Genomic DNA, 26,271 nt, shown 5'->3' with positions numbered 1-26,271 from the left:
CAATATCTCTCCTATTCTTCTTTCTTCATATCTGTTAGCAAAGCTATAATAATCAATAAAACGCCTATCGTTAAACTGGAGTCAGCTACATTAAATATCGGAAAATTATATCCAAAGATATATGTATCTACAAAGTCTACTACTTCTCCGTGCAACACACGATCAATAAAGTTACCTAATGCGCCGGCAAATAATAAGCTAATTGCTATTTGCATTAATAAATTGTTTTTTGCTTCTTTGATAAAGAAGACAATTAATATGACAAGTATAATAACTGTAATGATGAAGAAAAAACTCATTTTCCCACTTAAAATGCCCCAAGCTGCACCATCATTGCGATGCGAAGTTATATTTAAAAAGTTGGGAATAACTTCGTATGAATCTCCAACTTTCATTGAACTAGCAACAATAAATTTTGTGATCTGATCTAGTATTAATATAATGATTGTAATGAATAAAGAAATACCAATATAGTACTGACGTTTCATGTCTGTACCTCCTATTCTACGTTCGGTCGCTTTTACAACAACTTACATTATATCCTACTCAAACTTATAAAAAAAGTTACAGTTTAATTATATGTGAAAAAATCGTTTTTCTTATATAACATCCTATAAGTTTTAGTTAACTTGAAAGTCTCAAAATATGCTATTTTACTTTATATCAGAATGAATATGGCTAGATTAAAAAACTTTATAAAAATTAAATCTAAATTGAATCCCGTCTGGTCCAGTTAACCGTTTATGGGTTGTTTCTGGATAATGATAATCTACACATGCTAAACCATATGTCCGTTCATTTTCAATGCGTTTAATACTCGAGTACCAATTATTAACGACAATATGTTGATGATAGCCATTTGATGATAAATATATCGCATGATTCGTTTCTAAAGATGATGTTTCTAACCCAAAAAAATTCTTGTAATATTGTTTAATACGATTTAACTCAATTGTTTTTAAATTAATATAACCAATCATACTTTCTTCTGGCATTCCTTGCCATTTTTCATTAGAAACATAGGTTAATAAGTGTGGAACATTAATGGGGTGGGTTTCTAATACCACCTTCCCATCTTCAAAAGACCAATCTTCAATTGGATTATCTACATAGAATTCGAGTCCATTTCCTTCTGGATCTTCCACAAAGAGTGAAGTAGTAACATCATGCTCTCCACCATTAACAGGTATAGTAAACTCACTCAATTGTACAAGTAAATCAGCTAAATCTGTTTTAGAAGGCAATTTTATAGCTAAGTGAAATAATCCTGCTTCTGAAGTTAAGGGTTCTCTTCCTAAATTGATTTGGTTTAAAGTTATAAAGTGATTCATTTCCCCTATTTCATAATGAATGATGGACAAAGACTCATTCACCACTGCTAAACCTAATATATCATGATAAAAATGTTTCATCGTTTCTTTATCTCTTACATTTAATGTGATGCCATTTACGAAATGAGCGCTTTGATTATGAAACATGATACATACCTTTCCAATGTCTATTTATTTCAATTAAAATGACACTTTACATTTATTTATATCTATTAAAAATGTTGATTTACATACACATTAGCAATGCATTAATTGTTGATAATTCAGCATTTCAATTTTCTATAATATACAATTACTAAATTATAACAACAATAGTTGTAATAAGAAAAGGTTACTCAATTTGCTAAATGCAAATATAAGTAACCTTTGTTATCTTTCAATCATCTTTTATTCATTTACATGCGTACTTAGACAAGCGTTTTTACAACTTCTTGACAACGAGGGCATAAGTTTTCTAATTCACCCACAGAACCTAATTCTTCACTATAATTCCAACAACGTTCACATTTTTCTCCATGAGCGTGTTCGATACGGATATCACCATATTGATAAGCAACACCACCATCAACTTTATCAACAACTTCTGCTTGAGATGTGATAAATAATTGGTGTAAGTCAGCAAATTGTTGTAAAAATGCGGCTGTATCAAAGTTTTCGTTGTTACCAATCACAACTTTAGCTTCAAGTGATTTACCAATTACTTTTTCGCTACGTGCCACTTCTAACGCACGGTTAACATCATCACGTAACTTCATAAATGTATTCCATCTATCAACAAATGCCTGATCAATTTCAACACGTTCAGGCATATTTGTTAAATGAACACTTTCTTCTGCCACGTGTGGGATATGGGACCAAACTTCTTCAGAAGTATGAACTAAGATTGGTGCTAATAATTTTGTCATATCTACTACGATTTGGTATAAAACGGTTTGCATACTGCGACGTTTATGAGAATCGCGTTTTTCAATATACAGAATATCTTTACCGTAATCCAAATAGAAATTACTTAATTCAACGTTAATGAAGTTTTGAACTTCTTGATAAATGTCTAAATAATCATAGTTATCATAATGATCTAACGTGTTGGCAGTAAATTCACGTAATCTATTCAATAAATATTTATCTACTTCTAATAGCTCTTCTTCTGCAATAGCATCTGTTGCTGGATTATAATCACTAACATTTCCTAACATAAATCTTAATGTGTTTCTAATCTTACGATACACATCGGAAGATTGTTTTAAGATTTCATCAGAAATACGAACATCTGCTAAATAATCAACACTACTCACCCATAAACGTGCAATATCTGCACCTTTTTGTTTAACGATTTGATCAGGAACAATAACGTTACCTAATGATTTACTCATTTTCTTGCCTTCGCCATCCATTACAAAACCGTGTGAAAGCAACATTTTGTATGGTGATAGTCCTCTTGTAGCTACTGAAGTCGTAATTGAAGAGTTGAACCAACCACGGTATTGGTCACTACCTTCGAGATACAAATCTGCAGGATATGATAGTTCGGGACGTGCTTCTAATACACCTCGATGTGAGGAACCTGAATCAAACCATACATCCATGATATCTGTTTCTTTTGTAAATTCACCATTAGGGCTACCTGGATGTGTAAAACCATCTGGAAGTAAATCTTTTGCTTCACGTTCAAACCAAATGTTAGAACCGTTAGCTTCAAATAAATCAGCTACATGATTGACAGTTTCACTTGTCATGATGATGTCACCATTTTCCGCATAAAATACTGGTAATGGTACACCCCAAACACGTTGGCGAGAAATTACCCATTCTCCACGGTCACGAATCATATTATAGATACGTGTTTTACCCCAGTCTACTTTGAACTTAGTATCATCTATTGCGCTTAAGATATCTTCACGTACCTTATCAATCGAAGCAAACCATTGTGGTGTTGCTCTAAAAATAACCGGCTTTTTCGTACGCCAATCATGAGGATAACTGTGTGTAATAAATTCTAAGTTCAATAATGAGCCATTTTCTTTTAATAAATCTGTTATTTCTTTGTTGGCCTTATCGTAGAACATACCTTCAAATTGTCCTGCTTCATCAGTGAATACACCTTTATCATCAACAGGACTGATTACAGGTAATTTATATTTTTGACCAACGATATAGTCATCTTCACCATGTCCTGGAGCAGTGTGTACACAACCTGTACCTGCATCAGTCGTTACATGAAGTCCATTAATCACCAAGGATTCACGATCAAAGAATGGGTGCTGTGCTTCAACATACTCTAACTCACTACCCTTGAATTCCTTTTCTAATTCTAAAGTATCTTCGTCCCAATTTAATGCTTCAACGACATCACTCGCTAAATCTTTACCAATAATATATTTTGTTCCGTTTACATTATATTGGCCATAAGTTAAATCTGGATGTACTGTAATTGCTACATTTGAAGGTAAAGTCCATGGTGTTGTTGTCCATATGATGAATTTTGCATCGTCATCAACAATACCCTTACCATCTTTAACATCAAACGCGACATAAATTGAAGGTGAACGCTTATCTTGATATTCAATTTCGGCTTCTGCTAGTGACGATTCGCTTGATGGTGACCAATAAACAGGTTTTTTCCCTTTATAAATTAAACCTTTATCTGCCATTTCACCAAATAAACGGATTTGAGCTGCCTCATATTCAGGTTGAAGTGTAATATATGGATTATTAAAATCACCTTTGACACCTAAGCGTTTAAAGTCTTTTTTCTGATTGTCGATTTGTTGTAACGCAAATGCTTCACATTTTTTTCTAAATTCAGCAATTGATAATTCTTTACGTTTAACACCTTTTTTAGTCAAAGCTTGTTCAATTGGTAAACCATGCGTATCCCAGCCTGGAACATATGGTGCGTAAAATCCACGCATTGATTTATATCTTGTAATGATATCTTTAAGAATTTTATTTAAAGCATGTCCCAGATGCAAACTACCATTCGCATATGGAGGTCCGTCATGAAGTATAAAAGACGGATTACCTTCATTTTTATCTAATACTTTTTGATAAATATTTTTTGCTTCCCATTCTTCTTGAATTTTTGGTTCTTTGTTAGGTAAGCCTCCACGCATTGGGAAATCTGTTTTTGGCATTAATAACGTATCTTTATAATCCATTTCAAAACACTCCTTCTTTCAATTTTCTGTGTTAGTTCATTTTATGCAATAAAAAGAACCCTAAGTTCAACTAACAGGGACGATTTTAACCGCGTTACCACCCTGATTAACTCAACTTAGAGTTCTCTCATTAATTATATTCTCGTTGTGACAACAGTGATAAATGAAACACACATATGTAAGGCTCTCACTATCCCTAACTCGCTTTGTTATGTGTTTGTGTTTCAAACGTGTCTGTTATCGTTCGTTATGCTTTGTCTGAATCATTTGAATCAGCAGTATTATCTGCTTCTGCTTTGGCTTTCATAGCTTTTTCTTCTTCGGTTAGTTCACTTTCATTCAAATGATTAATATTTTCTTGTGTAACTTGTTCAGAATCAAGATCATAATTTAATAAATAATCCCAGTCTTCATTTTTAAGTAAATCCAATTGTGCTTCTACTAGCATGCGGAAACGTGATCTGAATATCTTTGATTGGCGTTTCATATCTTCTGTTTGGAAAGATAAGCGACGTGCTTTTTCAACACCATCATTAACTATTTTATCAGCTTCTGCTTTAGCTTTGGCAACTGTTGCTTCAGCTTCTTTTGTTGCAGCAGCTTTTGTTTCTTCACCTGCCTGTTTTGCTTGAATTAAAGCATCACTAACAGATTGATGTACGTCTTTATAAGACTGAATATTCGTTTCTTTATCTTCTATCACTTTCTCTAACTGAGCTTTATCTTCTTTTAAACGTTCAATTTCATTACTTAATTGTTCTAAATAATCTTCAACCTCTTTTGGTTCAAACCCACTTTTCACTTGAGTAAATGTTTTGTTTTTAATTTCACTTGGTGTAAAAGGCATACATTATCCTCCTTCTATAATACACTATTTTCCTATTCTATTAAATAAAGGAAATAGTATTTTTCCTACAATGTTCTTTTATAATATATCATTTAGTTAATTGTGCAAAGCGTTTATATCTTTAATCAAATGTTTTACATTATTTAAACAGTGTTTTATATGCAATACGTACTTTATCTTTTTTAGTCTTACCGCCTATATCAGTAATCATCGCTCTTCCAAATCCTTGAATAGACAATAAATCTCCCCTGTCCACCTGGAAATCCGCAGCATCAATGATAGTATGATTCACTTTAACACGCTTTTTATCAATAAGTTGCTTAGCTATCGATCGTGATTTATGAATCATCTCTTTTAATACGACATCTAATCTCAAACCACTTACAGTCGTTTCGTATGATAGCCAGTGCTCTTTTGATTGTATCATATCTTTTAGCTGAATAGAATTAAGTTTAACTGTAGCACCTTTGATTTTAGTTAATTCCAATATAATATAAGATTCTACTTGTTTTGTCAAAGTAAATTGAATTTTATTGTCTACAACAATATCTCCTAATTGGTCTCTTTCAATGCCTAATGACATGATGGTCCCTAATACATGTTGGTGCTGTAGCGTTACAAATTTTTGTGGATATGCGATTTCAATTAATACAATTTCAAATGAATCCTTATCAGGTTGAAGATAGTTGGGTGCAATAATTGCTCTTTTTCGCTCTGCATAGGGTCCACCATAAAAGGTAACTTCTAAATCTTCAAAACTACCGGCCACAACACCCATGATAAACTGACCACGAGGATCTAAAAATGGTGTTAAAACAGGTGCATATTGATCATTAGCTCGATTACACTTATCTATGAGTTGATCTATTAGTTCATGTTCTTCTTTTCTAAAATGCTGATAAATATCGATGTGTCTCACTCCAAATACAAGACAAAGCACCTCGCGTCATTAAACGTTAGGTGCTTATCCTTTATTTTTTCTTAAATTCATTAATCATACTATTTTAAGCGTTTAAACTAAATTACTGATAATTAAATCAAAAATATTTGCTAAACCTCTTTGAAATAACACAAGTACAATGATAGCTACAATTGATGAAATATCAATCATCCCGATAGGTGGAATAATTTTACGAAATTGTTCCAAAAATGGCTCATAAATTTTAGCTAAGAATTGACCAAATTTGTTCTCACGTGCATTCGGAATCCACGACATAAAGAAATAAACAATCATTCCAAAATAATAAATTTGAACCAAGAATAAAATAAAATTAAATATATTTGCTAATAAACCTATATCCATTTATTTATAACCTCTATTCACCTTGGTATTCCATATTCTCTATTTGATCAGTGATACTACCAGCAACTTCAACATTGTCTGGTGTACATAAGAATATATCTGATCCTACACGTTGAATGTCTCCACCAATCGCATATACAGTTCCACTTAAAAAGTCTATGATGCGTTTAGCTGATACTTTGTCAATGCGTTGTAAATTGACTAGTGTCGCGCGACGATTTTTTAATTCGTCAGCAATATCTTGTGTATCTGAAAAAACACGCGGCTCAAATAAACACATTTTAGAACTTTCTTGTGTATAGTCGAAATGATCTTGTTCTTGATTATTCATATTCACAACGTTCCTAGCATTATTTTTTGATGAAGTGTTGTTCATTTGATACTTCCTTTCACCCGATGATTGTTGTAATCTAGTTGACTGTTTTTTGGGCACGGATTGGATAGAGCTTGTTCTTTCTGTATTCTGATTAGTAGATTGTCCAGTAAATTGACTTTGAGACTGCGCTTGTTGATTAGGTCTTTGTCTTTCTTGTTGTGCGTTTTCTTCAGGTGGCGCTTCTAATTCGTCATCTTCCTCTTCAACCACGAAAAATCCGTTAAATAAATCTTTTAAAGCCACGCGGCTCACTCCTCTTTTCCTACAAGTTTAGTCCCAATTCTTACAAATGATGCACCTTCTTCAACAGCTAAATGGAAATCATTACTCATTCCCATTGATAACTCAGTACATGGTGCATAATTTAAATTGAGCGCTTTAATTTCATCTCTTTTTGATTTTAATAATCGAAATAAGCTTTTAATATAGGCCTCATCATCAGTCAATGGAGCCATTGTCATAAGACCTATAATTTCTATGTTTTTGTATTGCTTCAATGCCTCTATAAATGTATTCACTTCTGCTAATGAAACACCATGTTTAGATGATTCACCTGAAACATTTACTTGAACGAAACATTTAATTTTATGTTCAGCTCTTTTATTGATTTCTTTTGCTAATTTTAAACGGTCCAACGCATGAAAATAATCTATGTCATTGATAACATCTTTAACTTTTCGTGTTTGTAGTGAACCGATAAAGTGCATTACTACATCATTAGGTAAAGATGCTTTTTTTTGTTGGAAACCTTCCAAACGGTTTTCTCCGAAGTGTCTAACACCTACATTATATGCATCATTAGCTCGGTCTATTGTAACATACTTTGTCACTGCAATCACGTTTGGCTGTGTTGAAATGCCACCTTTTTTGCAATGTGTTTGGATTTGCTCATTTATTTTTTCTAAATTGTATTGTACATTCAACTTTAAACACCTCTTCACTATTGACCAATAAATGCTAACATTCGACCAGTATTCCCTTTTTCAACTCTATATGAAAAGAACAATGATAAATCTTCAGATGTCGCATAGTTAGTTATATATATATTATCTTTGGGAACGCCTGCATTTTCAAGTAATAATGCGTTAGCAAGTTTCAAATCTATACCATGTCTATTTGTACCTCGAGTGAACACATAACGGTTTATGTCGATAGGTAATGCTTCAAACTTAGCCTTAATATCATCATTGATTTCATAAGATGTCGAAGTGGATGGACCAATGACAACACTTAAATCTTTTAAGTCAAAGTCAACATTTGAGATTAACTCATTAACAATTTGTCCGACGGTACCTCTCCAACCAGCGTGTGCTAATCCGATAAAGTGGTGTTGTTCACTATAGAAATAAATAGGTACACAATCTGCATAACACATAGTCAGTAATATATTAGGTTCATAGGTATATAATCCATCAACACCATGTAAATCACCCGTTAGCGCATCAATGTTCGTCCCTCGATCACTTCCCGCTATTTTAACAACTTTATTTTCATGAGTTTGGATAGGGAAAACCCACTGCTCTCTTGGAAAACCAATTGTAGTTGCAAGATCTTCTTGATGTTTCGTGATATTTTGCTGATGATCATCGATATATCTTGCCATGTTAAAGGCGTTTTTCGGATATGGACTTAAACCGTCTTCTCTAGTTGTAATACCCAATTTAACGTTTTTTAATAACTTATCTTCATATGACAAAATATGACGTTTTTTAATAAATTTATCTTGCATCACTACTAACCTCCAGTAATTTATAATATTAATATCAATATCTAAATCGTTTCATTGTCACATAAATATATTGGATGTTATAGCGGCTTATCTTAATTGTTATAAATGCACGTCGCTAACGTCACAAATACATTATTAATTATAATAAAATACATTTTTTTATACTAGCCTATTTATCATACTTCAATTAAAATCTATTACTTTAGATTTCATGCACTATACTAATAAATTTAAAAAAGTCACCAGATCGTTGGATCTGATGACATCTTATTTATAAAATATGCGTCAAAAAGGTCTAATTTAACGTCTAGTTCTTCTTGAACGTCTTTCTTCTCTGTTTCTGATAAAGCTTGGAATATCATCTTCTTTAGTTGTATGCGTTCTACCTTCACTAGTACTATCTGATGATTGAGATGCATTCACTGAACTTGAAGAAAATGTATCTTCTTTAGTTGTATTACTGCTAGCAGCACTATTACCAAAGCCAGTGTTTGAAGCTTTACGTCCTTGTGATGATGGTTTATCTTCAAAACCAGTTGCGATAACAGTTACAACAATTTCATCTTGTAACTCAGGATTGATTACTGTACCAAAAATCATGTTTACATCTTCATCTGCTGCATCTTGAACAATGTCAGCTGCTTCTTGTGCTTCGAATAAAGATAATGATTCTCCGCCAGTAATATTCATAAGTACGCCTTGTGCACCAACAATTGATGTTTCTAATAATGGTGATGAAATTGCTTTTTTAGCAGCTTCAACAGCACGATTTTCTCCTGACGAAACACCGATACCCATTAATGCAGAACCTTGGTTAGACATGATTGTCTTAACGTCCGCAAAGTCAAGGTTGACTTCACCTGATACAGCGATTAAATCAGATATACCTTGTACACCTTGGCGTAATACGTTATCTGCTTCTTTAAAGGCTTCCATCATTGGTGTTGATTTATCAACGATATCTAATAAACGATCATTAGGTATAACGATAAGTGTATCAACAGCTGCTTTCATAGCTTCAACGCCTGCTGCAGCTTGAGTTTGACGTTTACGGCCTTCAAAACCGAATGGGCGAGTTACAACACCAACTGTTAATGCACCCATTTCTTTTGCAATTTTAGCTACAACAGGTGCTGCACCAGTACCTGTACCGCCACCCATACCAGCAGTTACGAAAACCATGTCTGCACCTTGGATTGCATCTTCAATTTGTTCGCGTGATTCTTCAGCGGCTTTTTTACCAATTTCAGGGTTAGCACCAGCGCCTAAACCACGTGTTAACTTTTCACCAATTTGGATTTTTGACTCAGCTTTAGATAAGTTTAAAGCTTGTCCATCCGTATTAATAGAAATAAACTCAACATTATTCATACCATGATCAATCATACGGTTTACAGCGTTATTACCGCCGCCCCCTACACCGATGACTTTTAACGTCGCTAAATGATTAAATCCTTGTTCAAATTCTAACATTTATATTTCCTCCTAGTTTTAATGGCCAATCAATCGAATAGAGATTTCATAAGTTTTTTAAATTTACTTTCTTCTTTTTCCTGAGGTTTACGTTCTTCATCTTGGTCGACGCTTACTTCATTGTCGTATACCTCTGGCTCTTCTTCAGAACCAACGTACTCTTTTGAATGCGTCTGTTCTGAAGAATTAGCTTGAAGTGCTTCATCTTGCTTGTTCGATTTTTTCTTGAACCAATCAAATCCGCTTGATTTTGTACCGTTTTCTCTTTCATCAGATTCGATGACTTCCTCTTCGAATTCTTCACTGTCATGATTACTAATTGTAACATAATCTAGCAATTCGTCGAAAGTAATGCTACTAGAAATTGTTGAAATTGCTGAAGAGAACTCAGGTTTTCTAATTCCCATTTGTGATGGCGTGTGAATTCTGACTTTCTCACTCACCATATCTTGAAGTAATTCTTTAACGCCTAATAAATTAGCTGAACCACCAGTAACAACGAAACCACCGTTAACTTTTGTAAGGCCTAAGTCTTGTAATACTTCAAATACATTGAAGAAAATGTCTTCAACTCGAGCTTCTATAATGTCTGCTAAATCTTTTTGTGTAAATTGAGCATCCTCTTCACTATCTACTTGTTCTACGCTAAATATATCTTGCTCAGATGCAGATTCGAAGAAAGCATGTCCATATTGATGTTTAATCTTTTCAGCCGTTTCAAATGAAGTATTTAAGCCTTTGGCTATATCTTCAGTAATATCTCGGCCTGCCATTTCTAATGCGTCAGCATCTACTAATTCACCACGTTCATAAAATGCAAGTTGTGTAATGTCTTCACCAATATCAATGACGCAGGCACCTAATTCTTTTTCTGTTGCCGAAAGCACTGAGCCGTAATTATATGCATCAGAATACACATCCAATACATCTACGCCACATGATTCAACGCATTTAATCATATTAATTAAAATTGATTTTTGAATTGCAATGACACCCGCTTCAACTTTCAAACTATGTCTTGCAATAAGTTCTTTTGGATCAGATACTTCATTTTCACCATCAACGATAAATTTAATAGGAAAAGCGTTAATAATTTCTGTTTCAGGTACATCATTTTTGTCTCTAATACTTTCAAGCACACTTTCAATATGTGTACCATCTAATTCAGTATCTTCATAAAATTCTATTTCATTAGATTCATCAAATACTTCTGTTCCAATAATTGGAAGTTTTAAGAACACTTCTTTTATATCTACTCCTGAAGCAATAGAGGCTTTTTTGATAGTATCTTTGATTGCTTGTTTAGCAATATCAAAGTCATCAATAAGACCATTTTTTATCCCACTTGTGTAGGTCTGTCCTGTACCTATCACATTAATACCATTGTGAAATTTTTCGCCCACTATTGTTTTAATACTTGATGAACCAATATCTATACTTACATAATAATGCTCTTCCATAGATAGGCACCTCCTGACAATAACTTATTCAAGTTCACACTATTAACAGTTTACAATAGGTTTTACCGCTTGTGAACTATAAACACATGTATTTGTCTAAATTTTTTAATTATTTTCTTTTGATTTATCTGCAATTCTATTTAGTGCACTTTGCAGCTCATCTTTTGCTTCACTTTCTTCACTCGTTTTTTTCTGTACATTTTGTTCACTTGTGGATTGTGTATCACTACCCCCACTATACGGAATAAATGATGCGCCTACTGACAAATCAATATAGCCTGATTTCTTCAAGTTACCTGATTCGTCACGGTCTAACGATTGTGACATCTGTGGATAATACTTCATTTTATTACCGATCGTATTTAAATTACCTAAAATTTGTATTTCGTCCGTCGTAAATAATTTGATTTGACTTTGTGAATTTTCCTGTGGGTCATATTTAATTTCTGCAATCATACTTCTAACATTTGCTGGCATTTTAGCAAGTTGCTGGATTATCTTTTCCTTTTTATCTTTTTCAAATCCTTCAAGTATCGGGCCATCATCAGTCGCATTACCGTCATTATCATAATCGTCTAATTCGGAACCATCTTCTAAAATGGGCACATAATTATCTTTCTTTTTAACCAATCCAACAATTTGTTTCTCTGTCACTTTAACTGATAACTTATTTGGAAATTGTTTTTTTACATCTGCATTTTTAATTAACTTATTGTCTTCCAATTTATTTTTAGCTTTAGTCGTGCTATACGTATACATCCGAGCGTTGCTATTTACATTTATGGCCTTATTAATTGTATTTTTAGAAACATTATCATTTCCTGTTATTTTCACACTATTAACCTTGCTTAGGGGCGTAAACATATAAATCAGAATTAAAATAATGATAAATAGCAAAACACCAAAAATTGAATATTGAATTTGCTTTTGTTTTTTTCGTCGTTTCTCTCTTTTTTCTTTTAAATAATCAGAATCAAATTCCTTTACATTATCAGCCATTTATTTTCACACCCTTTAAAAAGAAGGTAAATTCGCTTGGAAACTTTTAATGAATTTGTTTCCTCGCTCTTCAAAAGTATTGTATTGATCCCAACTTGCACAAGCTGGTGAAAGTAATACAACATCGTTAGGCTCGATTACTGATTGAATTTTATCAACAGCATCTTGAACATCATTTGCCGTAATCACATATTTACCCTGACTTTCGCCTAATTTCACAAATTTTTCTTTTGTTTCACCGAAAGTGACCATCATTCTAACATTTTTCATATGCGGAATTAATTCATCAAAGTCGTTCCCTCTATCTAATCCGCCGCAAAGCCAAATAATAGGTTGTTTGAATGAATTTAATGCAAACTGTGTCGCTAGCGTATTCGTTGCTTTAGAATCATTGTAATATTTGTTTGTTTTATTTGTGCCAATATATTGCAGTCGATGCTCAATCCCTGAAAATGTAGTCAGACTATCTATGATTGCTTTAACGGATACACCTGAAAGCAGCGCAGCCAACACAGCAGCAAGAATATTTTCTAAGTTGTGTTCACCCGGCAATACCAAATCATCTTTGTGAATAATTCTAAACCCTTTAAATACGATGTAGCCATCTTCGACATATATTCCATCAACTTCTTGATGCGTTGAAAAATAATATGTTTTCGCTTTAAGTGTTTCTGATTCAATCAAATGACGTTGATGATAATTACAAATCAAATAGTCGTTTTCGGTTTGATTTTTATAAATATGTTTTTTTGCATTTTGATAATTTTCTAGAGACTCATGATAGTCTAAATGCGCTGAATAGATATTCGTAATAATAGCAATGTGTGGCTTATATTGATCGATGCCCAATAGTTGGAATGAAGATAATTCAGTGATCAAGTAATCGTCAGCAGTTACTTCTTGTGCTACTTTAGATGCAACATAGCCGATATTACCTGATAATTTTCCAGTCACCCTACTTTTTTGGAACATATCTCCAATTAATGAAGTTACCGTCGTTTTACCATTTGTACCAGTAACACCTATGATAGGTGCTTCTGATATCAAATAGCTTAATTCTACTTCCGTTAAAATAGTTAAACCTTTTTCAACAGCTGCTTCTATTAAAGGAACAGTATATGGAATGCCTGGATTTTTCACGATAATTGGATTGCTATCGAGTAAAGATAAAGGGTGTTCTCCACCAATCACTTTAATGCCTTCATTTTCTAAATCAATTGCATGTGCATCATGACTTAAATCTTTGCCATCATTTACAATCACATTTGCACCAAGTTTATTTAATAATTTAGCTGCTTCATAGCCACTTTTTGCCAAGCCAATGACTAAGACGTTTTTATTTTCTAATCCTCTATATTTAAGCAATCTAACTCACTCCAATCCATAAGCCAATGAGCCCAGTGATTAGGCCAACTGTCCAAAATACAGTTACCACTTTTGTTTCATTCCAACCTACAAGTTCAAAATGATGATGTAAAGGAGACATTTTGAATATACGTTTACCAGTTAATTTAAATGACGTAACTTGTATCATGACTGATAATGTTTCCGCTACAAATACAAATCCGATAAATATTAGCGATAGTTCTTGATTTAACATGATAGAAATCGTCGCAAATATGCCACCTAAAGCTAAACTTCCCGTATCACCCATAAATACTTTTGCTGGATTTAAATTAAATGGTAGGAACCCTAATAATGCAAATATCATAATAATACAAAATAAGCCTATTGAAGTGGCACCTTGGAAATAAGCCATAATAGCATACATGACAAACCCAATAATTGATAAACCAGTAGCTAAACCGTCTAATCCATCTGTTAAATTTACTGCGTTTGAAAAACCAACTTGCCAAAAAACTATGAAAATTACATACGCAATTGACAATGGTATTTCAATATTTATAAATGGTATATGAATACCTGTCGAAAAATCTGTTAAATTAAATAATTGGCTCAATATAAAGAATATAACTGCGATACCAATTTGAGCTAAGAATTTTTGTTTGCTTGTAAGACCTTGATTATTTTTCTTTACAACAATAATATAATCATCGATAAATCCAATTAAGCCAAAGCCAATTGTTACAAATAACAACAAAATTATTGGGTTAGAATTATCTATAAAGATAATCGCTAAGATCGAAGTTATAATGATGCTAATGAGAAATGTAAGTCCACCCATTGTAGGTGTGCCTGTTTTTTTCATGTGGCTTTGAGGCCCTTCTTCTCTTATGCTTTGTCCAAATTTCATTCTTTTTAATGTCGGTATCAAAACCGGGACTAATATAAATGTGACTAAAAGTGCGATGATTGCGAGTAAATAAACCATATTATGCTCCTTTATATATTAAATTGGATTATATCGTCATGCTGAGTAGTTAGAAATTATGTAAAGAGGTCGTAGGCAAGCATTTTTTTAGTTCTAAAAATGTTTGCACTACTGTTAAACACCTCCATTTAATGAAATGGCCTTCTCACATCTAGTTACTGTAATGACCAACAGTTGTTGTGTGACTTTTTAACCTTCATTATCTTTTGAATCTTTTTCTTTTGAGTCCTTGTCGCTATCTTGTTTATCAGCAGATTGTCCATTTACTTGTTCTGAAGATAAAGTAACTTCAATTTTGTCTTTTTTGCTTACTTTTTGACCTTTGGTCGTAGATTGTTCCGAAACAAATCCACTGCCTTTTGTTGTCACTTTCACATTTGTTAGATTTTCAAATGCTACAACTTCTTCTTTCGTCCAACCTGACATATCTGGCATTGTAATATCACCGTCAGTCAGTAATAAGACTTTACTATTCGGTAATACGTTTTTATTGGCAGTTACTGATTGTTTAGTGATTTTTTCACCATTGCCAATAACAATTGGTTTAAGTGATTTACTGTTCATTTTATCTTGTGCTTTTTGAGTTTCTTGACCTTCAACCTCAGGCACCTCACTATACTTAACATCTGATTTATCTTTAGAGTTTTTATCTCCAACATTTAGATATTTCAATGTGTTCTCCATGATTGGTTTAAATGCCTTACTTACACCCATTTCATAAGCTTCTTGGTCGTTTTTCTGAGCTAAACTCATACCAGCATAAACAATAACTTCAGGATCATCTTTTGGTGCATCGCCGATAAAGCTCACAAAATAAGGGTTTTCACCGTTAACATAGCCGCCATTATCTGAATCAGCTACTTGTGCTGTACCTGTCTTACCAGCTATATCGTAACCATCAACTTGATAATTTTTTGCGTGACTATCTTTACTATTTACAACTTTATCTAACTCAGTCCGTACTTTTTTAGCGGTATCCTTAGTAATAGGTTTACCTGCATATTCTTTCTTACCTTTGAAGAATGTATCTTTGCTAACGGGATTAGAAATGCTATCTACATACCAAGGCTTCAGCATATTACCGCCATTAAAGAATGCAGATTGCGCTCTCAACATTTGGACTGGTGTAACAGTTGTAGATTGACCAAATGCAGATGTTTTTTGTTGCGCTTCATTATCCCAAGCGATACCGCCCGAAGCTTCACTATCGAACATACCATTAGTTGATTTACCGAAACCAAATTTCTCGTACCAATCCTTCATTTTATCTGCACCGACTAAATCTTGCAAATGCATCATTAATGTATTGGAAGAATACGTAAAGCCTAGAGACATTGGTATCCTGCCCCAACCTACTTTATTCCAGTCAGAGATTTTTGCACCCATTACTTCTCTTGGTTCTGCTGTATATTTTTTATCCGGGTCAAATTTACCTTCTTCAATAGCTGCCGCTAGTCCATATGACTTGAAAGTAGAGCCAGGTTCATACGTATTTTGATATAAATCATTTGCCCATTTTTTTCCGAAGTCTTTTCCAGTTTCTGGGTTGAATGTCGGTCTTTGGCTATATGCTAATATTTCCCCTGTATGGGCATCCATTACCACCGCAAACAAATCTTTTGGTTTGTAATGTTCAACCATGCCGTCTAAGGCTTCTTCAACGAACACTTGAATATTTGAATCAAGTGTAAGATGAACATCATCACCACGTTTTGGCGTTTGTTCTTTCTTAGTATTTGGTGCAATATAGCCCCAGATATCATGTATATAGGATAATGCTCCTTTTTGACCAGCTAAATAGCTATCGAAAACTTTTTCTACGCCCATAGCACCCTTTAATTCTCCATTATCTGGATTTTTTTGTGCCAAACCTATTAGATGGGACGCAAAGTTTCCATTAGGATAGAATCTTTCAGTTTCAGGATATAAAGTGACACCTGGAAGTTTCATTTTCTCAATTTTCTCTTTTTCTTGGTACGTTAGATCTGTACCTTTTTGTCCAAATTCAACTTGGAACGCTTTTTTATTGTTTAACTTTTCTTCTATCTCTTTGGCTGACATATCAATGATGGTCGCTAATTTTTTAGCAGTTTCTTTTTTATTAGTCACATGTTTAGGTTTGTCACTGCCCTCACTTGCTTTTTTGTCAACAATTGCTACGACTTTATACCGCTCTACATCTTCAGCCAACACTTTACCATTACGATCATAAATCTTTCCTCGCTCAGGTTGTTCCTGTGTATTCACTAAATATTTCTCATTTGCTTTCATTATTAAATCTTCACCAGAAGAATGTCCAGTCAACATGATATAGGAATATCTTAAAACCAACGTAAAAAAGAGCAGTCCGAATCCAAGGATGAGTAGGACTGCCCCTATTTTACTTTGTTTTATTTGAAATTTAGGTTTTTTTAATCTAATTTTTCGCTTCGCCATTATTACGCACTACCTTTACATTGTCGTTCTTAAGGCTCATTCCTTCGTTTTTAGCCTTATCGTAAATGCGTTCATATGAAGAGTTCTTTTTAATTTCAGATTCTATTGCGCTGTTTTCACTTGATTGTTTTTCGATTTTTGTATCTAAATCTGCAATTTTTCCTCGAGTATCATACGCATCCATTTTTAAAGATAGCATATATATACTAATTAAAGCAATTACTGTTATTAGTCCTATGTATAACATTTTCTCAAATTTTGTAAGTTGAACTACTACTTTACGCTTTACGGTTTTCGGCTGGGCCGACGGTGGCGACTCAGGTACCTGTGTTTCAATGTCGTTATAAGGTTGATATATCTTTTCTACTGCCACTCAACATTCACTCCTTATTTTAATATTTCTGCAACACGTAACTTCGCACTACGCGCTCGATTATTTTCTTCAAGATCTCCGTCAGTAGCGATAATTGGTTTACGGTTAACACGTTTCAATTTAGGAGTATATGCTTCAGGTATTACTGGTAATCCCCTTGGTACATCTGGCCCCTTTTCATACTCTTGAAACATTTGTTTGCATAATCGATCTTCTAACGAATGGAACGTTATGACTGAAATTCTCCCATCTACTTTAACTGCATCAATCGCTTGTTCTAATGAGTCTTCAAATGCTGATAATTCATCATTCACAGCAATTCTAATTGCTTGAAATATTCTTTTTGCTGGGTGCCCACCTTTGCGTCTTGCTTTAGCGGGTATCCCTTCTTTAATTACATCTACAAGTTCTAATGTTGTTTCAATTGGTTTTTGTTCTCTATTTTGTTCAATACGTCGTGCAATTTGTTTGGAAAATTTTTCTTCGCCATAGCGATGAAATATTCTGACTAATTTCTCAAACTCCCATTCATTAACTACTTCAAAAGCAGATAATGATTGTGTTTGATCCATCCGCATATCTAGTTTTGCATCGTGATGGTAACTAAAACCACGTTCAGGTACATCCAATTGTGGACTGGAAACCCCAAGGTCATAATATATACCGTCTATTTTTTCAATATTTAAATCATTTAAAATTTCAGTTATTTTTCTAAAGTTGCTATGGACGAAGGTCACTTTATGTAGGTGATTTTTCAAAACTTCTTTTGCGTTTTCTAAGGCTGTCATATCTTGATCTATTGCAATAAGTCTACCTTCGTCACCAAGTTGATTTAATAAATAGAGTGCGTGGCCTGCCCCACCTAATGTACAGTCGACATAAACGCCATCTTCCTTAATATTTAAATAATCAATGGTCTCTTTAAGCATTACACTGACATGATGAAACAAACTAACACCTCCATTTAAAAATCAAAATCAATTAAATCTTCAGCAATATCTTCGAAACTTTCTTCAGATTCTTCATAGAAACTGTTCCATGTTTCTCTATCCCAAATCTCAATTCGATTTGAAACACCTATTACTGTACATTCTTTACTTAAATTCGCGTACTGGCGTAAATTTTGTGGAATATTAATACGCCCTTGTTTGTCTAATTCCACTTCTACGGCACCAGAGAAAAACATACGCATAAATTTACGTGCGTCTTTTTTAGTCATTGGCAATGTTTTCATCTTCTCTTCAATTACTTGCCACTCTTCTAAAGTATAGCCAAACAAGCATTTATCAAGGCCTCGAGTGATTATAAAACGCTCATTTAAGTCATAGCGAAACTTGGATGGAACAATCATACGTCCTTTTGTATCCAATTGATGTTCGTATTCTCCCATGAACATTTATAATCACCTCACCTTCTTATATATATAATTTACCACATCTCACCACTATCCTCCACTAATTATACAAATTTCACCTATTTTTCTTAAAAAACGTAAAAAAATACCCGATTCATCATATTGATGAATCGGGTAAACCCTTTAGTTTCTAGGGTTTAATGATAATGTGATCAAATGTGTAAGAAAGTGGTGGATAGGTGGAGGGACTGAACACATCTATCCCAAAATCATTCATTATTTGTAGTGGATTCCATATTCTTTCTTGCAATCCACCCATTGGATGAAGCGTTTCACTTAACTCTTTAAAATGTTTCATACTGATCTCGTTTTCTCTTTCAATATTCAACAAGTAACGCTTAATTAAATAATCATACTGATTTTGGTGAATATTATTGTTTTTCTCTAACAATAACTGATTATCGTTATTTCCTAAAACTTCTGATTGAAGAGAAGTAAATAATTTTTCTTGTTGTTTCTTCATCTCTTCAACATTATCAAGAAATGTTTGAGAAGCGTTGGCGCGTATAAACCTATCTTTATCTTCTCCTATACCATTTTCTATAATTGAACTTTCATTCAATTGATATTGAGCAAGTAATTTTTCAGTACGTGTGTACATGTAACTGATTCTCAAACGTGGTAAGACGATAGGCATAGATACATCCAATGTATTGAACACATCGCTTAACTCTGTCCAATATTTAATTTCACTTGGACCACCCACAAATGCAACCGTGTTAAACAACCATTCTTCCATTATAGGCCGAGTTACTACATTATTTGAAAAACGTTCTGGTTCTGTTTCAACTATATTTAACAATGCCTTCTCAGATATGTATTTATCTGATTTATTTAAGTAAAATTGATTATCTTTGAACAAGAGCAACTGCCTCATATTATCTTCTTGTAGAAATAAGTGTACATTCGTATCTGTCTGTATCATTTTTTCTAATCCACTTGCAACCGTGTTTATTTGGTTATTCCTAAATGATGCATCTACATCCTTGTGGTTTTTAATTATTTTTTTTATAAAAGGTTGCTCCAACTGGCGTAACTCAGCATCATTCGCATCAATCATTAATAAACCATATGCTTTAAACACTTCATTTAGTAACGCTTTAAACATATCTGTCCAACAATCATATTGATCAATAATCTTTGTACACATGTCTATTAACGGCTTAGAATGCTGCGTTTCGTTCATTTCTTTAAAAAATTGTGTTAATGCATTTTTTAATTGTGATTTATCCGGATAATAGGTTGAGACGCTTGCTTCTGGCGGTGTCATTGTATGATATTTTACTTTTTGCAATTTTGCAATTTGCGCATTGTAGGCATAAGTATGATTCACTTCGTCAAAATCATGGTCTTCACCAGCAATCCAAAATACAGGCACCACATTTGTATTATAGTCGTTTGAAAGCTTCTCGCTTAACGTTATAATAGAAAATATTTTATGAAAAGTATATAATGGACCTCCAAATAAGCCAGCTTGTTGTCCTCCAATAACTACTTTTGCACCTTTACTTAATCGTGTTATATTTTCAGTTTGTTTCTCTGTTAATGTTAAGTCACTCATGTAATTTTTTATGACTTGCGCTAATGCAGCTTCTCTACCATTATTTGGAGCTGATAATCGCTCACTGTAGCTATTTTCACTCATAGCATCGAAATTATAAAATTGTCCTAATGTTGAATCACTAGCTTTAATTTTAGAAATAAATTGGTCTTTATCGTTTAGTTTTGTAATCATACAATCCATGCGTAATTCTCCTTATGTTACTCTATTCCTCATTAGTATAAAGTTTATATCCATTATTGACAATTTAACGGCTTATAATTATTAAATTTTTAATTATTAATCCATTGTATAATGATTTTGAATTTCTTTTCTCTATAATTTGATTTGCTCTAGTTTATAATTTTTTGTAAATAAAATCGCCTATGCAAATAGAAATATGTTTAAGCCGTCATTTTTGTGAAAAAATATTAAAAATAAGGTATAATAGAATATATTATTACAAAGGGGGAAGATGCGATGAGTAGTGTAAAGCGTCTTGATATAAATTATAAAACAGACGAATTATTCGAAGATTTCAGAAACTTCGGTAACAAAGACTTATACTTAGTTGATGAACTTCAAGGAGAAATGATTGATGCAAGCTCAGACTCACCATTCTATGGTATATATGTAGGTGATCGTTTAGGGGCAAGAATGGCACTATATCGCAAAGGAGAAGTAGAAGAAACTCATTTTCCGAATTTTGATGATTACAATATACTTTGGAAATTAGAAGTTTTAAGTGATTTTCAAGATCGTGGTTATGGTAAGTTATTATTAGATTATGCCAAAGATCAAGGCTTGCCAATTAAAGTAATCGCACGTAATCAATCTAAAAACTTTTTCATTAAACAAGGCTTTACAGATTTAGAAGAAACAAATAGAGATGGTCATGATGTATTAGTTTGGACACCATAATTAAGTGATCGGTGGACAGAAAGCTAATCTTATTAAAATATTTCGTTAGCCCGTTCCGTCATGGATTACTTGAGTTCATGCTCATGCATAAGTCCAACAAACTCAATAAATTGAGAAATAGCTTTAAATGATTATTTGAGCTTAAGCTCAAATGCTTACAGACATTATGAAAGTGAGTCTAGAACTTATTTTAAGTTCCAGGCTCACTTTTGATTTAATGCACTCTTTTATGAACCACTATACCAATGAAATCATCTCACTTAAAACATTAATCACATAATCTGGTTTAATTTCAGTATCATTATCTTTATGCCTTGGATTAAACCAACATGTTTCAATGCCTGCATTTTTTCCACCTAAAATATCTGAAGATATAGAATCCCCTATAATCATAGCGTTATTTCGTTTATCCTCACCAATCTCATTAAATACATAATCAAAAAACTCCGGCATCGGTTTTTGGAAGCCGGTTTGTTCTGAAACAAAAACACCTTTAAACCAATGTCCAATCTTCGTCTTTGCAATACGTCTTTCTTGTGTTTCCAATACGCCATTAGTCACTATGTATAAATCATGTTCTTCTTTTAACTGTTTGAGTGTTTCTATTGTAAGATCAAAATGTTTAATCGGTGCATTCGCTAATTCATCTCTAAAGATTTGGTCAGCTAATTTACCATCCACAGTCATTTGATGTAAATGAAAGTACGCCTCAAAACGCTTACTTAAAACTTCGGCTTTCGTTAATTCATTCTGTTGAAATGCATCCCAGTGTGCCTGATTAATTTTCATAAATATCTTTAAATCATTTTCGTTTGTTGTTATTTGAAATTGCTTTGTCATTTTATAAAACGCATATGCTTCTGCATCATGAAAATCCACCAATGTATCATCAAAATCTATCAATAAACTTTTAGTTGTCATATTTCACCCTCAAATACTTTCAATCTATTTATGAATAATATAACACAAAAAATGGCCAAGGTTATCACCCTGACCATTGAATCTAAATATGAACAATACTAGAATCCGAATAATTTTGATAATACGCCTACGCCATTTTCGACGATGCTTACAATACTTGTTCCTAATTTAGCGCCGTCTCCAGCGATTCCTGCTTGTACTGTTTCTTTAATTGCGTTGAATAAGTCTGCCATTATAATGTGCCCCTTTTTATTTTAATTTTTTTATATTTTTGATTTAGAATCCGAAAACTTTTCCTAATAAACCTACACCGCTTGATACGATATCTACGATGCTTGATCCTAGTTCTGATCCGTTACCTGATTTTGCTGCTTGTACTGTGTTTGCAATTGCTTCTGCTAATTTAGTCATAATTTAATTGCTCCTTTTTATTTAAAATTTATCGTTTATATATAGTTTAATTCTAGAATCCGAATAATTTTGATAATACGCCTACGCCATTTTCAACGATGCTTACAATGCTTGTTCCTAATTTAGCGCCGTCTCCAGCGATTCCTGCTTGTACTGTTTCTTTAATTGCGTTGAATAAGTCTGCCATTATAATGTGCCCCTTTTTATTTTAATTATTTTATATTTTTGATTTAGAATCCGAATAATTTTCCTAATAAACCTACACCACTTGATACGATATCTACGATGCTTGATCCTAGTTCTGATCCGTTACCTGATTTTGCCGCTTGTACTGTGTTTGCGATTGCTTCTGCTAATTTAGTCATAATTTAATGCTCCTTTTATTTATAATTTATTGTTTATATATAGTTTAATTCTAAAATCCGAATAATTTTGATAATACGCCTACGCCATTTTCAACGATACTTACAATGCTTGTTCCTAATTTAGCGCCGTCTCCAGCAATTCCTGCTTGTACTGTTTCTTTAATTGCGTTGAATAAGTCTGCCATTATGTTTAGCCCCTTTAAAGTATTATTTTAAAATTTAGATTAAAGTCCTAGTGCCTTACTAATTAATGATGCACCGTTAGAAATAATATCTAATACGCCTGATCCAATTTTTGCGCCGTCTCCAGCAATTCCTGCTTGGACTGTGTTTTTAATTGCTTCGAATAAACCTTCCATTATAAACACCCCTTATTAAAAATTAGATTATTATGACTGTTATTTATGAAGTGAACAATGCTATTCAAATATGGATTTGTCTAGCTATCGTTCGATATATATACTATAAGATATCACGCTATTAAATTGTGTGTTTTTTCTTACTCAATCATAAAATTGCTTTATCTGTTAATTTTTTTATTAATCAAAACAGTTTTGCATGCCTAACTGTATAATGCACAATTTAATTATATGCAATTTAGTGAAACAAACAGTTCTTTATAAGTTCAATCAATATTTTATTTATGATAATAAAATACGAAAACATGTGAATTTACTATTGATGTTATATTCAGGTTATTTGATTATATTCCTTCATCTATTTCACTACATAAATAAACCCCACATTTAAATGGATGTCTAATATATTATTAAATTTAGCTTATTATTACATAAAAAAAGAGACGCTTTACCGTAGCGTCTCTTTTGATTAATATACGTTTTCTGTTTGAAAAATTAAATATCACTTCGATATTTTTACAAAATCACGATTGGCAGTGATAAATGTATCGTTAAAGGTTTTAAGTCTAGGTGTGCCTTTGGGAGATAGTACAATTTTTTTGATATCTACACGTTCACCCATCGTCATGATATTTAATGCTGTCCCTTCAAATTTCCTATTTTGATATTCTTTGCATTTTTTCAAAATAGTTATAGCTTCTGGTCGCTTATTAATATATTGAGCTATTTTAAATCTATTTACCTCTTGTACAAATTGTTTATTCGCTGTTAAATAATAACCATTCACCGTTTGCAGCCTAGGAGTACCTTTATCTGTATACACGAGTGCATGAATATCTATCAATTCTCCAATTTCAATTTCAACATTAGCAGGCTGTTTAAACTCGATATCGTTATACAGCTTAGCCTGTTTAACTAATGACACTGCTTCAGGGTTGTAAGTTAAATATTTACTTGTATCAACCACATTTTGCTTTTGCTTCTGTCTTGGTTTTAAAGTTGATAAAAATTCAGCCTTAAAATTCTGTCTTTTAAGTTTAACGAGATTACTCGCATTCGGCAGAGTTGTATTGATATTTACAAAATTATAATCATCATAAATAATACTAATGTTAAAATCAAAATCACATTGGTTTAATTCATGTGTATCTATATAGATATAATGATGATGCTCTTCAAATTTTACATTTTTAGCATTTATTTCGTTATTAATTTCCGTCAGTTCAACCTTGTTAATTACCCTCTGCTCATCTTTATATATACGAATGACATCTTTCATTTGTTGATCAATGAGCTGGGTTCCTTCATATACAGCGAAAAGTGGTTCCTTTATAGGTAATGCCTCTGTTAAATTTTCAGGCAATAAAAAATATAGTTGGTTATCTTTTACATATCTCTTCGCATTCTGTCCTTGTATGATAATCTCTATAAAGTCACATAGTTGTTGATATGCTCCGTTTTTCAAAAAATGATAAATATTTCTAAATTTATCATTTAATAGATAACTTTCTAAATTTTTCCCGTATTTTTCAAGCGTGCGTTCCATTTGATTAAATAATTCATAAAATGCAGTCTTATTTTCAGCGGTTAAAAAACGCTTGTTACTAAATAAACGCGACATAAAATCCATCTCAACAATCCTACTAATTGCTTGATATTCTGCATATTCAGGAATATCTAATTTCAACACTTCTTCTAAAACTAATAAATTTAGTTGTGTTTTTTCAATGATACTCGTTTGACCAACTAGTGATTGATTATATGAATAGCGGTTAACATGATAAGCAGGGGCTGGATTCATCGATGCAGTTTGACATTTGGAAATTGCTTCTATAAAAAACAATTTGTCTTCTCCATATTTCATATGTTTAAATGTTATATTGTTTTTTAATATAATTTCACGTTTTATTATTTTCCCAGGTGGTCCAACTGCTCTAAATATTCGATCAATCTCATAAGGAACTAAATTATTAGCGACTTTATATGAACTGAATCTGCCCAATTTTTTAATAATTTTTTCAGTGTGTTTAACACTATGGCCAAAAGCAACATCCGATTGATGCGTCGCTGCTTGATTTAGCAACATTGGCAACCCTTCTGCATCCAACCAATCATCCGCATCCAAGAATGTAATATAGTCACCCTGTGCCTGCTTTATCCCCACATTTCTAGGTTCTGACGGGCTCCCAGTATTCTCTGTTAATTTAATCAATTTTATAAAATGATACTTTGCCACAAATTTTTCTAAGATTTCTAATGACTGGTCACTAGAACAATCATCTACAAAAATTGCTTCAATGTTTTCTTTATTCATATTTAACTGATTGATAGACTCAATACAGTCTTCCAAAAATAATGCTTTATTGTATACAGGTACTATGATAGATAGCAATTTTTTCATTGCATGAATCCCCTTTTAAGTAATTTCTATATAATTTATATGATATTCTATATATCTTATTTCTAACCCTTTGTAATTTAATTTATATATCTGTATATATACATACTTTTAAATTTTGAAAA

At 32.8% G+C, this 26,271-nt stretch carries 28 protein-coding genes; 1 reads left to right on the top strand and 27 read right to left on the bottom strand.

Annotation, left to right across the window (positions count from 1 at the left end):
- Positions 1-11: 11 nt before the first annotated feature.
- From lspA to bshC, 19 genes are all read right to left on the bottom strand, one after another.
- A complete protein-coding gene (gene lspA, locus BTJ66_RS02180; protein ID WP_099089354.1) occupies positions 12-488 on the bottom strand; it encodes a signal peptidase II in 477 nt (158 codons plus the stop codon).
- A 195-nt stretch (positions 489-683) separates the two neighbouring features.
- Positions 684-1,478 carry a VOC family protein gene (locus tag BTJ66_RS02175; protein ID WP_099089353.1) on the bottom strand — a complete coding sequence of 265 codons (795 nt, stop codon included), beginning with the start codon at positions 1,476-1,478 and terminating at the stop codon, positions 684-686.
- Between the two features lie 260 nt (positions 1,479-1,738).
- Positions 1,739-4,489: an isoleucine--tRNA ligase gene (ileS, locus tag BTJ66_RS02170; RefSeq protein WP_099089352.1), complete on the bottom strand. Its 2,751-nt coding sequence runs from the start codon at positions 4,487-4,489 to the stop codon at positions 1,739-1,741.
- A 247-nt stretch (positions 4,490-4,736) separates the two neighbouring features.
- Positions 4,737-5,336, bottom strand: coding sequence for a DivIVA domain-containing protein (locus tag BTJ66_RS02165; protein ID WP_099089351.1), 600 nt, complete (start codon positions 5,334-5,336; stop codon positions 4,737-4,739).
- A 139-nt stretch (positions 5,337-5,475) separates the two neighbouring features.
- Positions 5,476-6,255, bottom strand: a complete 780-nt coding sequence (locus BTJ66_RS02160) for a YlmH family RNA-binding protein (RefSeq protein WP_099089350.1) — start codon at positions 6,253-6,255, stop codon at positions 5,476-5,478.
- Positions 6,256-6,348: 93 nt separating this feature from the next.
- Positions 6,349-6,639, bottom strand: coding sequence for a YggT family protein (locus BTJ66_RS02155; RefSeq protein ID WP_099089349.1), 291 nt, complete (start codon positions 6,637-6,639; stop codon positions 6,349-6,351).
- Positions 6,640-6,652: 13 nt separating this feature from the next.
- Entirely contained in the window at positions 6,653-7,258 is a 606-nt protein-coding gene (locus tag BTJ66_RS02150) for a cell division protein SepF (protein WP_099089348.1), read from the bottom strand.
- 5 nt (positions 7,259-7,263) lie between these two features.
- The gene (locus BTJ66_RS02145; protein WP_099089347.1) at positions 7,264-7,938 is read right to left on the bottom strand and encodes a YggS family pyridoxal phosphate-dependent enzyme; all 675 of its coding nucleotides are present in this window, start codon (positions 7,936-7,938) and stop codon (positions 7,264-7,266) included.
- A 17-nt stretch (positions 7,939-7,955) separates the two neighbouring features.
- Positions 7,956-8,744 carry a peptidoglycan editing factor PgeF gene (gene pgeF / locus BTJ66_RS02140; protein WP_099089346.1) on the bottom strand — a complete coding sequence of 263 codons (789 nt, stop codon included), beginning with the start codon at positions 8,742-8,744 and terminating at the stop codon, positions 7,956-7,958.
- A gap of 300 nt (positions 8,745-9,044) precedes the next feature.
- Positions 9,045-10,217 carry a cell division protein FtsZ gene (gene ftsZ, locus BTJ66_RS02135; RefSeq protein ID WP_099089345.1) on the bottom strand — a complete coding sequence of 391 codons (1,173 nt, stop codon included), beginning with the start codon at positions 10,215-10,217 and terminating at the stop codon, positions 9,045-9,047.
- Between the two features lie 29 nt (positions 10,218-10,246).
- Positions 10,247-11,677 carry a cell division protein FtsA gene (gene ftsA / locus BTJ66_RS02130; RefSeq protein WP_099089344.1) on the bottom strand — a complete coding sequence of 477 codons (1,431 nt, stop codon included), beginning with the start codon at positions 11,675-11,677 and terminating at the stop codon, positions 10,247-10,249.
- Between the two features lie 105 nt (positions 11,678-11,782).
- Complete coding sequence (locus BTJ66_RS02125) at positions 11,783-12,676, bottom strand: cell division protein FtsQ/DivIB (RefSeq protein WP_099089343.1); 894 nt, start codon at positions 12,674-12,676, stop codon at positions 11,783-11,785.
- A gap of 15 nt (positions 12,677-12,691) precedes the next feature.
- Complete coding sequence (murD, locus tag BTJ66_RS02120; protein ID WP_099089342.1) at positions 12,692-14,041, bottom strand: UDP-N-acetylmuramoyl-L-alanine--D-glutamate ligase; 1,350 nt, start codon at positions 14,039-14,041, stop codon at positions 12,692-12,694.
- 1 nt (position 14,042) lies between these two features.
- A complete protein-coding gene (gene mraY, locus BTJ66_RS02115) occupies positions 14,043-15,008 on the bottom strand; it encodes a phospho-N-acetylmuramoyl-pentapeptide-transferase (RefSeq protein ID WP_099089341.1) in 966 nt (321 codons plus the stop codon).
- Positions 15,009-15,197: 189 nt separating this feature from the next.
- Positions 15,198-17,444, bottom strand: a complete 2,247-nt coding sequence (locus tag BTJ66_RS02110) for a penicillin-binding protein (RefSeq protein ID WP_099089340.1) — start codon at positions 17,442-17,444, stop codon at positions 15,198-15,200.
- Positions 17,425-17,817, bottom strand: a complete 393-nt coding sequence (gene ftsL / locus BTJ66_RS02105; protein WP_099089339.1) for a cell division protein FtsL — start codon at positions 17,815-17,817, stop codon at positions 17,425-17,427. Before ftsL ends, BTJ66_RS02110 begins: the two co-directional genes overlap by 20 nt.
- A gap of 14 nt (positions 17,818-17,831) precedes the next feature.
- Positions 17,832-18,767: a 16S rRNA (cytosine(1402)-N(4))-methyltransferase RsmH gene (rsmH, locus tag BTJ66_RS02100; protein ID WP_099089338.1), complete on the bottom strand. Its 936-nt coding sequence runs from the start codon at positions 18,765-18,767 to the stop codon at positions 17,832-17,834.
- A 14-nt stretch (positions 18,768-18,781) separates the two neighbouring features.
- Entirely contained in the window at positions 18,782-19,213 is a 432-nt protein-coding gene (gene mraZ / locus BTJ66_RS02095) for a division/cell wall cluster transcriptional repressor MraZ (protein ID WP_099089337.1), read from the bottom strand.
- 148 nt (positions 19,214-19,361) lie between these two features.
- On the bottom strand, positions 19,362-20,975 hold the full coding sequence (gene bshC, locus BTJ66_RS02090; RefSeq protein WP_099089336.1) for a bacillithiol biosynthesis cysteine-adding enzyme BshC: 1,614 nt from the start codon (positions 20,973-20,975) through the stop codon (positions 19,362-19,364).
- A gap of 276 nt (positions 20,976-21,251) precedes the next feature.
- Here bshC and BTJ66_RS02085 point away from each other — a divergent pair, with 276 nt between their 5' ends.
- Positions 21,252-21,692: an N-acetyltransferase gene (locus BTJ66_RS02085; protein ID WP_099089335.1), complete on the top strand. Its 441-nt coding sequence runs from the start codon at positions 21,252-21,254 to the stop codon at positions 21,690-21,692.
- 237 nt (positions 21,693-21,929) lie between these two features.
- Here the strand turns inward: BTJ66_RS02085 and BTJ66_RS02080 are convergent, their stop codons facing one another.
- From BTJ66_RS02080 to BTJ66_RS02045, 8 genes are all read right to left on the bottom strand, one after another.
- Positions 21,930-22,613 carry a YjjG family noncanonical pyrimidine nucleotidase gene (locus BTJ66_RS02080; protein ID WP_099089334.1) on the bottom strand — a complete coding sequence of 228 codons (684 nt, stop codon included), beginning with the start codon at positions 22,611-22,613 and terminating at the stop codon, positions 21,930-21,932.
- Between the two features lie 98 nt (positions 22,614-22,711).
- The gene (locus tag BTJ66_RS02075; protein WP_011303334.1) at positions 22,712-22,846 is read right to left on the bottom strand and encodes a beta-class phenol-soluble modulin; all 135 of its coding nucleotides are present in this window, start codon (positions 22,844-22,846) and stop codon (positions 22,712-22,714) included.
- A gap of 43 nt (positions 22,847-22,889) precedes the next feature.
- Positions 22,890-23,024: a beta-class phenol-soluble modulin gene (locus BTJ66_RS02070; protein WP_099089333.1), complete on the bottom strand. Its 135-nt coding sequence runs from the start codon at positions 23,022-23,024 to the stop codon at positions 22,890-22,892.
- Positions 23,025-23,076: 52 nt separating this feature from the next.
- Complete coding sequence (locus BTJ66_RS02065; RefSeq protein WP_011303334.1) at positions 23,077-23,211, bottom strand: beta-class phenol-soluble modulin; 135 nt, start codon at positions 23,209-23,211, stop codon at positions 23,077-23,079.
- A 43-nt stretch (positions 23,212-23,254) separates the two neighbouring features.
- Complete coding sequence (locus BTJ66_RS02060; protein WP_099089332.1) at positions 23,255-23,389, bottom strand: beta-class phenol-soluble modulin; 135 nt, start codon at positions 23,387-23,389, stop codon at positions 23,255-23,257.
- Between the two features lie 50 nt (positions 23,390-23,439).
- Positions 23,440-23,574 (bottom strand): beta-class phenol-soluble modulin, encoded by a 135-nt coding sequence (locus BTJ66_RS02055; RefSeq protein ID WP_011303334.1) that lies wholly within the window; start codon positions 23,572-23,574, stop codon positions 23,440-23,442.
- A gap of 39 nt (positions 23,575-23,613) precedes the next feature.
- Complete coding sequence (locus tag BTJ66_RS02050; protein ID WP_099089331.1) at positions 23,614-23,748, bottom strand: beta-class phenol-soluble modulin; 135 nt, start codon at positions 23,746-23,748, stop codon at positions 23,614-23,616.
- Positions 23,749-24,250: 502 nt separating this feature from the next.
- The gene (locus BTJ66_RS02045; RefSeq protein ID WP_099089330.1) at positions 24,251-26,149 is read right to left on the bottom strand and encodes a glycosyltransferase family 2 protein; all 1,899 of its coding nucleotides are present in this window, start codon (positions 26,147-26,149) and stop codon (positions 24,251-24,253) included.
- Positions 26,150-26,271 lie beyond the last annotated feature (122 nt).

This window comes from Staphylococcus edaphicus (assembly GCF_002614725.1).
Classification (GTDB): domain Bacteria; phylum Bacillota; class Bacilli; order Staphylococcales; family Staphylococcaceae; genus Staphylococcus; species Staphylococcus edaphicus.
The sequence above is the reverse complement of the archived record's forward strand: the minus strand, read 5'-3'. Positions and strand labels throughout refer to the sequence as shown.

Coding starts and splice junctions, on each gene's coding strand:
- lspA (WP_099089354.1), bottom strand. CDS start 488: ATGAAACGTCAGTACTATATTGGTATTTCTTTATTCATTACAATCATT.
- BTJ66_RS02175 (WP_099089353.1), bottom strand. CDS start 1,478: ATGTTTCATAATCAAAGCGCTCATTTCGTAAATGGCATCACATTAAAT.
- ileS (WP_099089352.1), bottom strand. CDS start 4,489: ATGGATTATAAAGATACGTTATTAATGCCAAAAACAGATTTCCCAATG.
- BTJ66_RS02165 (WP_099089351.1), bottom strand. CDS start 5,336: ATGCCTTTTACACCAAGTGAAATTAAAAACAAAACATTTACTCAAGTG.
- BTJ66_RS02155 (WP_099089349.1), bottom strand. CDS start 6,639: ATGGATATAGGTTTATTAGCAAATATATTTAATTTTATTTTATTCTTG.
- pgeF (WP_099089346.1), bottom strand. CDS start 8,744: ATGCAAGATAAATTTATTAAAAAACGTCATATTTTGTCATATGAAGAT.
- ftsZ (WP_099089345.1), bottom strand. CDS start 10,217: ATGTTAGAATTTGAACAAGGATTTAATCATTTAGCGACGTTAAAAGTC.
- ftsA (WP_099089344.1), bottom strand. CDS start 11,677: ATGGAAGAGCATTATTATGTAAGTATAGATATTGGTTCATCAAGTATT.
- BTJ66_RS02125 (WP_099089343.1), bottom strand. CDS start 12,676: ATGGCTGATAATGTAAAGGAATTTGATTCTGATTATTTAAAAGAAAAA.
- mraY (WP_099089341.1), bottom strand. CDS start 15,008: ATGGTTTATTTACTCGCAATCATCGCACTTTTAGTCACATTTATATTA.
- BTJ66_RS02110 (WP_099089340.1), bottom strand. CDS start 17,444: ATGGCGAAGCGAAAAATTAGATTAAAAAAACCTAAATTTCAAATAAAA.
- mraZ (WP_099089337.1), bottom strand. CDS start 19,213: ATGTTCATGGGAGAATACGAACATCAATTGGATACAAAAGGACGTATG.
- bshC (WP_099089336.1), bottom strand. CDS start 20,975: ATGGATTGTATGATTACAAAACTAAACGATAAAGACCAATTTATTTCT.
- BTJ66_RS02085 (WP_099089335.1), top strand. CDS start 21,252: ATGAGTAGTGTAAAGCGTCTTGATATAAATTATAAAACAGACGAATTA.
- BTJ66_RS02080 (WP_099089334.1), bottom strand. CDS start 22,613: ATGACAACTAAAAGTTTATTGATAGATTTTGATGATACATTGGTGGAT.
- BTJ66_RS02075 (WP_011303334.1), bottom strand. CDS start 22,846: ATGGCAGACTTATTCAACGCAATTAAAGAAACAGTACAAGCAGGAATC.
- BTJ66_RS02070 (WP_099089333.1), bottom strand. CDS start 23,024: ATGACTAAATTAGCAGAAGCAATTGCAAACACAGTACAAGCAGCAAAA.
- BTJ66_RS02065 (WP_011303334.1), bottom strand. CDS start 23,211: ATGGCAGACTTATTCAACGCAATTAAAGAAACAGTACAAGCAGGAATC.
- BTJ66_RS02060 (WP_099089332.1), bottom strand. CDS start 23,389: ATGACTAAATTAGCAGAAGCAATCGCAAACACAGTACAAGCGGCAAAA.
- BTJ66_RS02055 (WP_011303334.1), bottom strand. CDS start 23,574: ATGGCAGACTTATTCAACGCAATTAAAGAAACAGTACAAGCAGGAATT.
- BTJ66_RS02050 (WP_099089331.1), bottom strand. CDS start 23,748: ATGGAAGGTTTATTCGAAGCAATTAAAAACACAGTCCAAGCAGGAATT.
- BTJ66_RS02045 (WP_099089330.1), bottom strand. CDS start 26,149: ATGAAAAAATTGCTATCTATCATAGTACCTGTATACAATAAAGCATTA.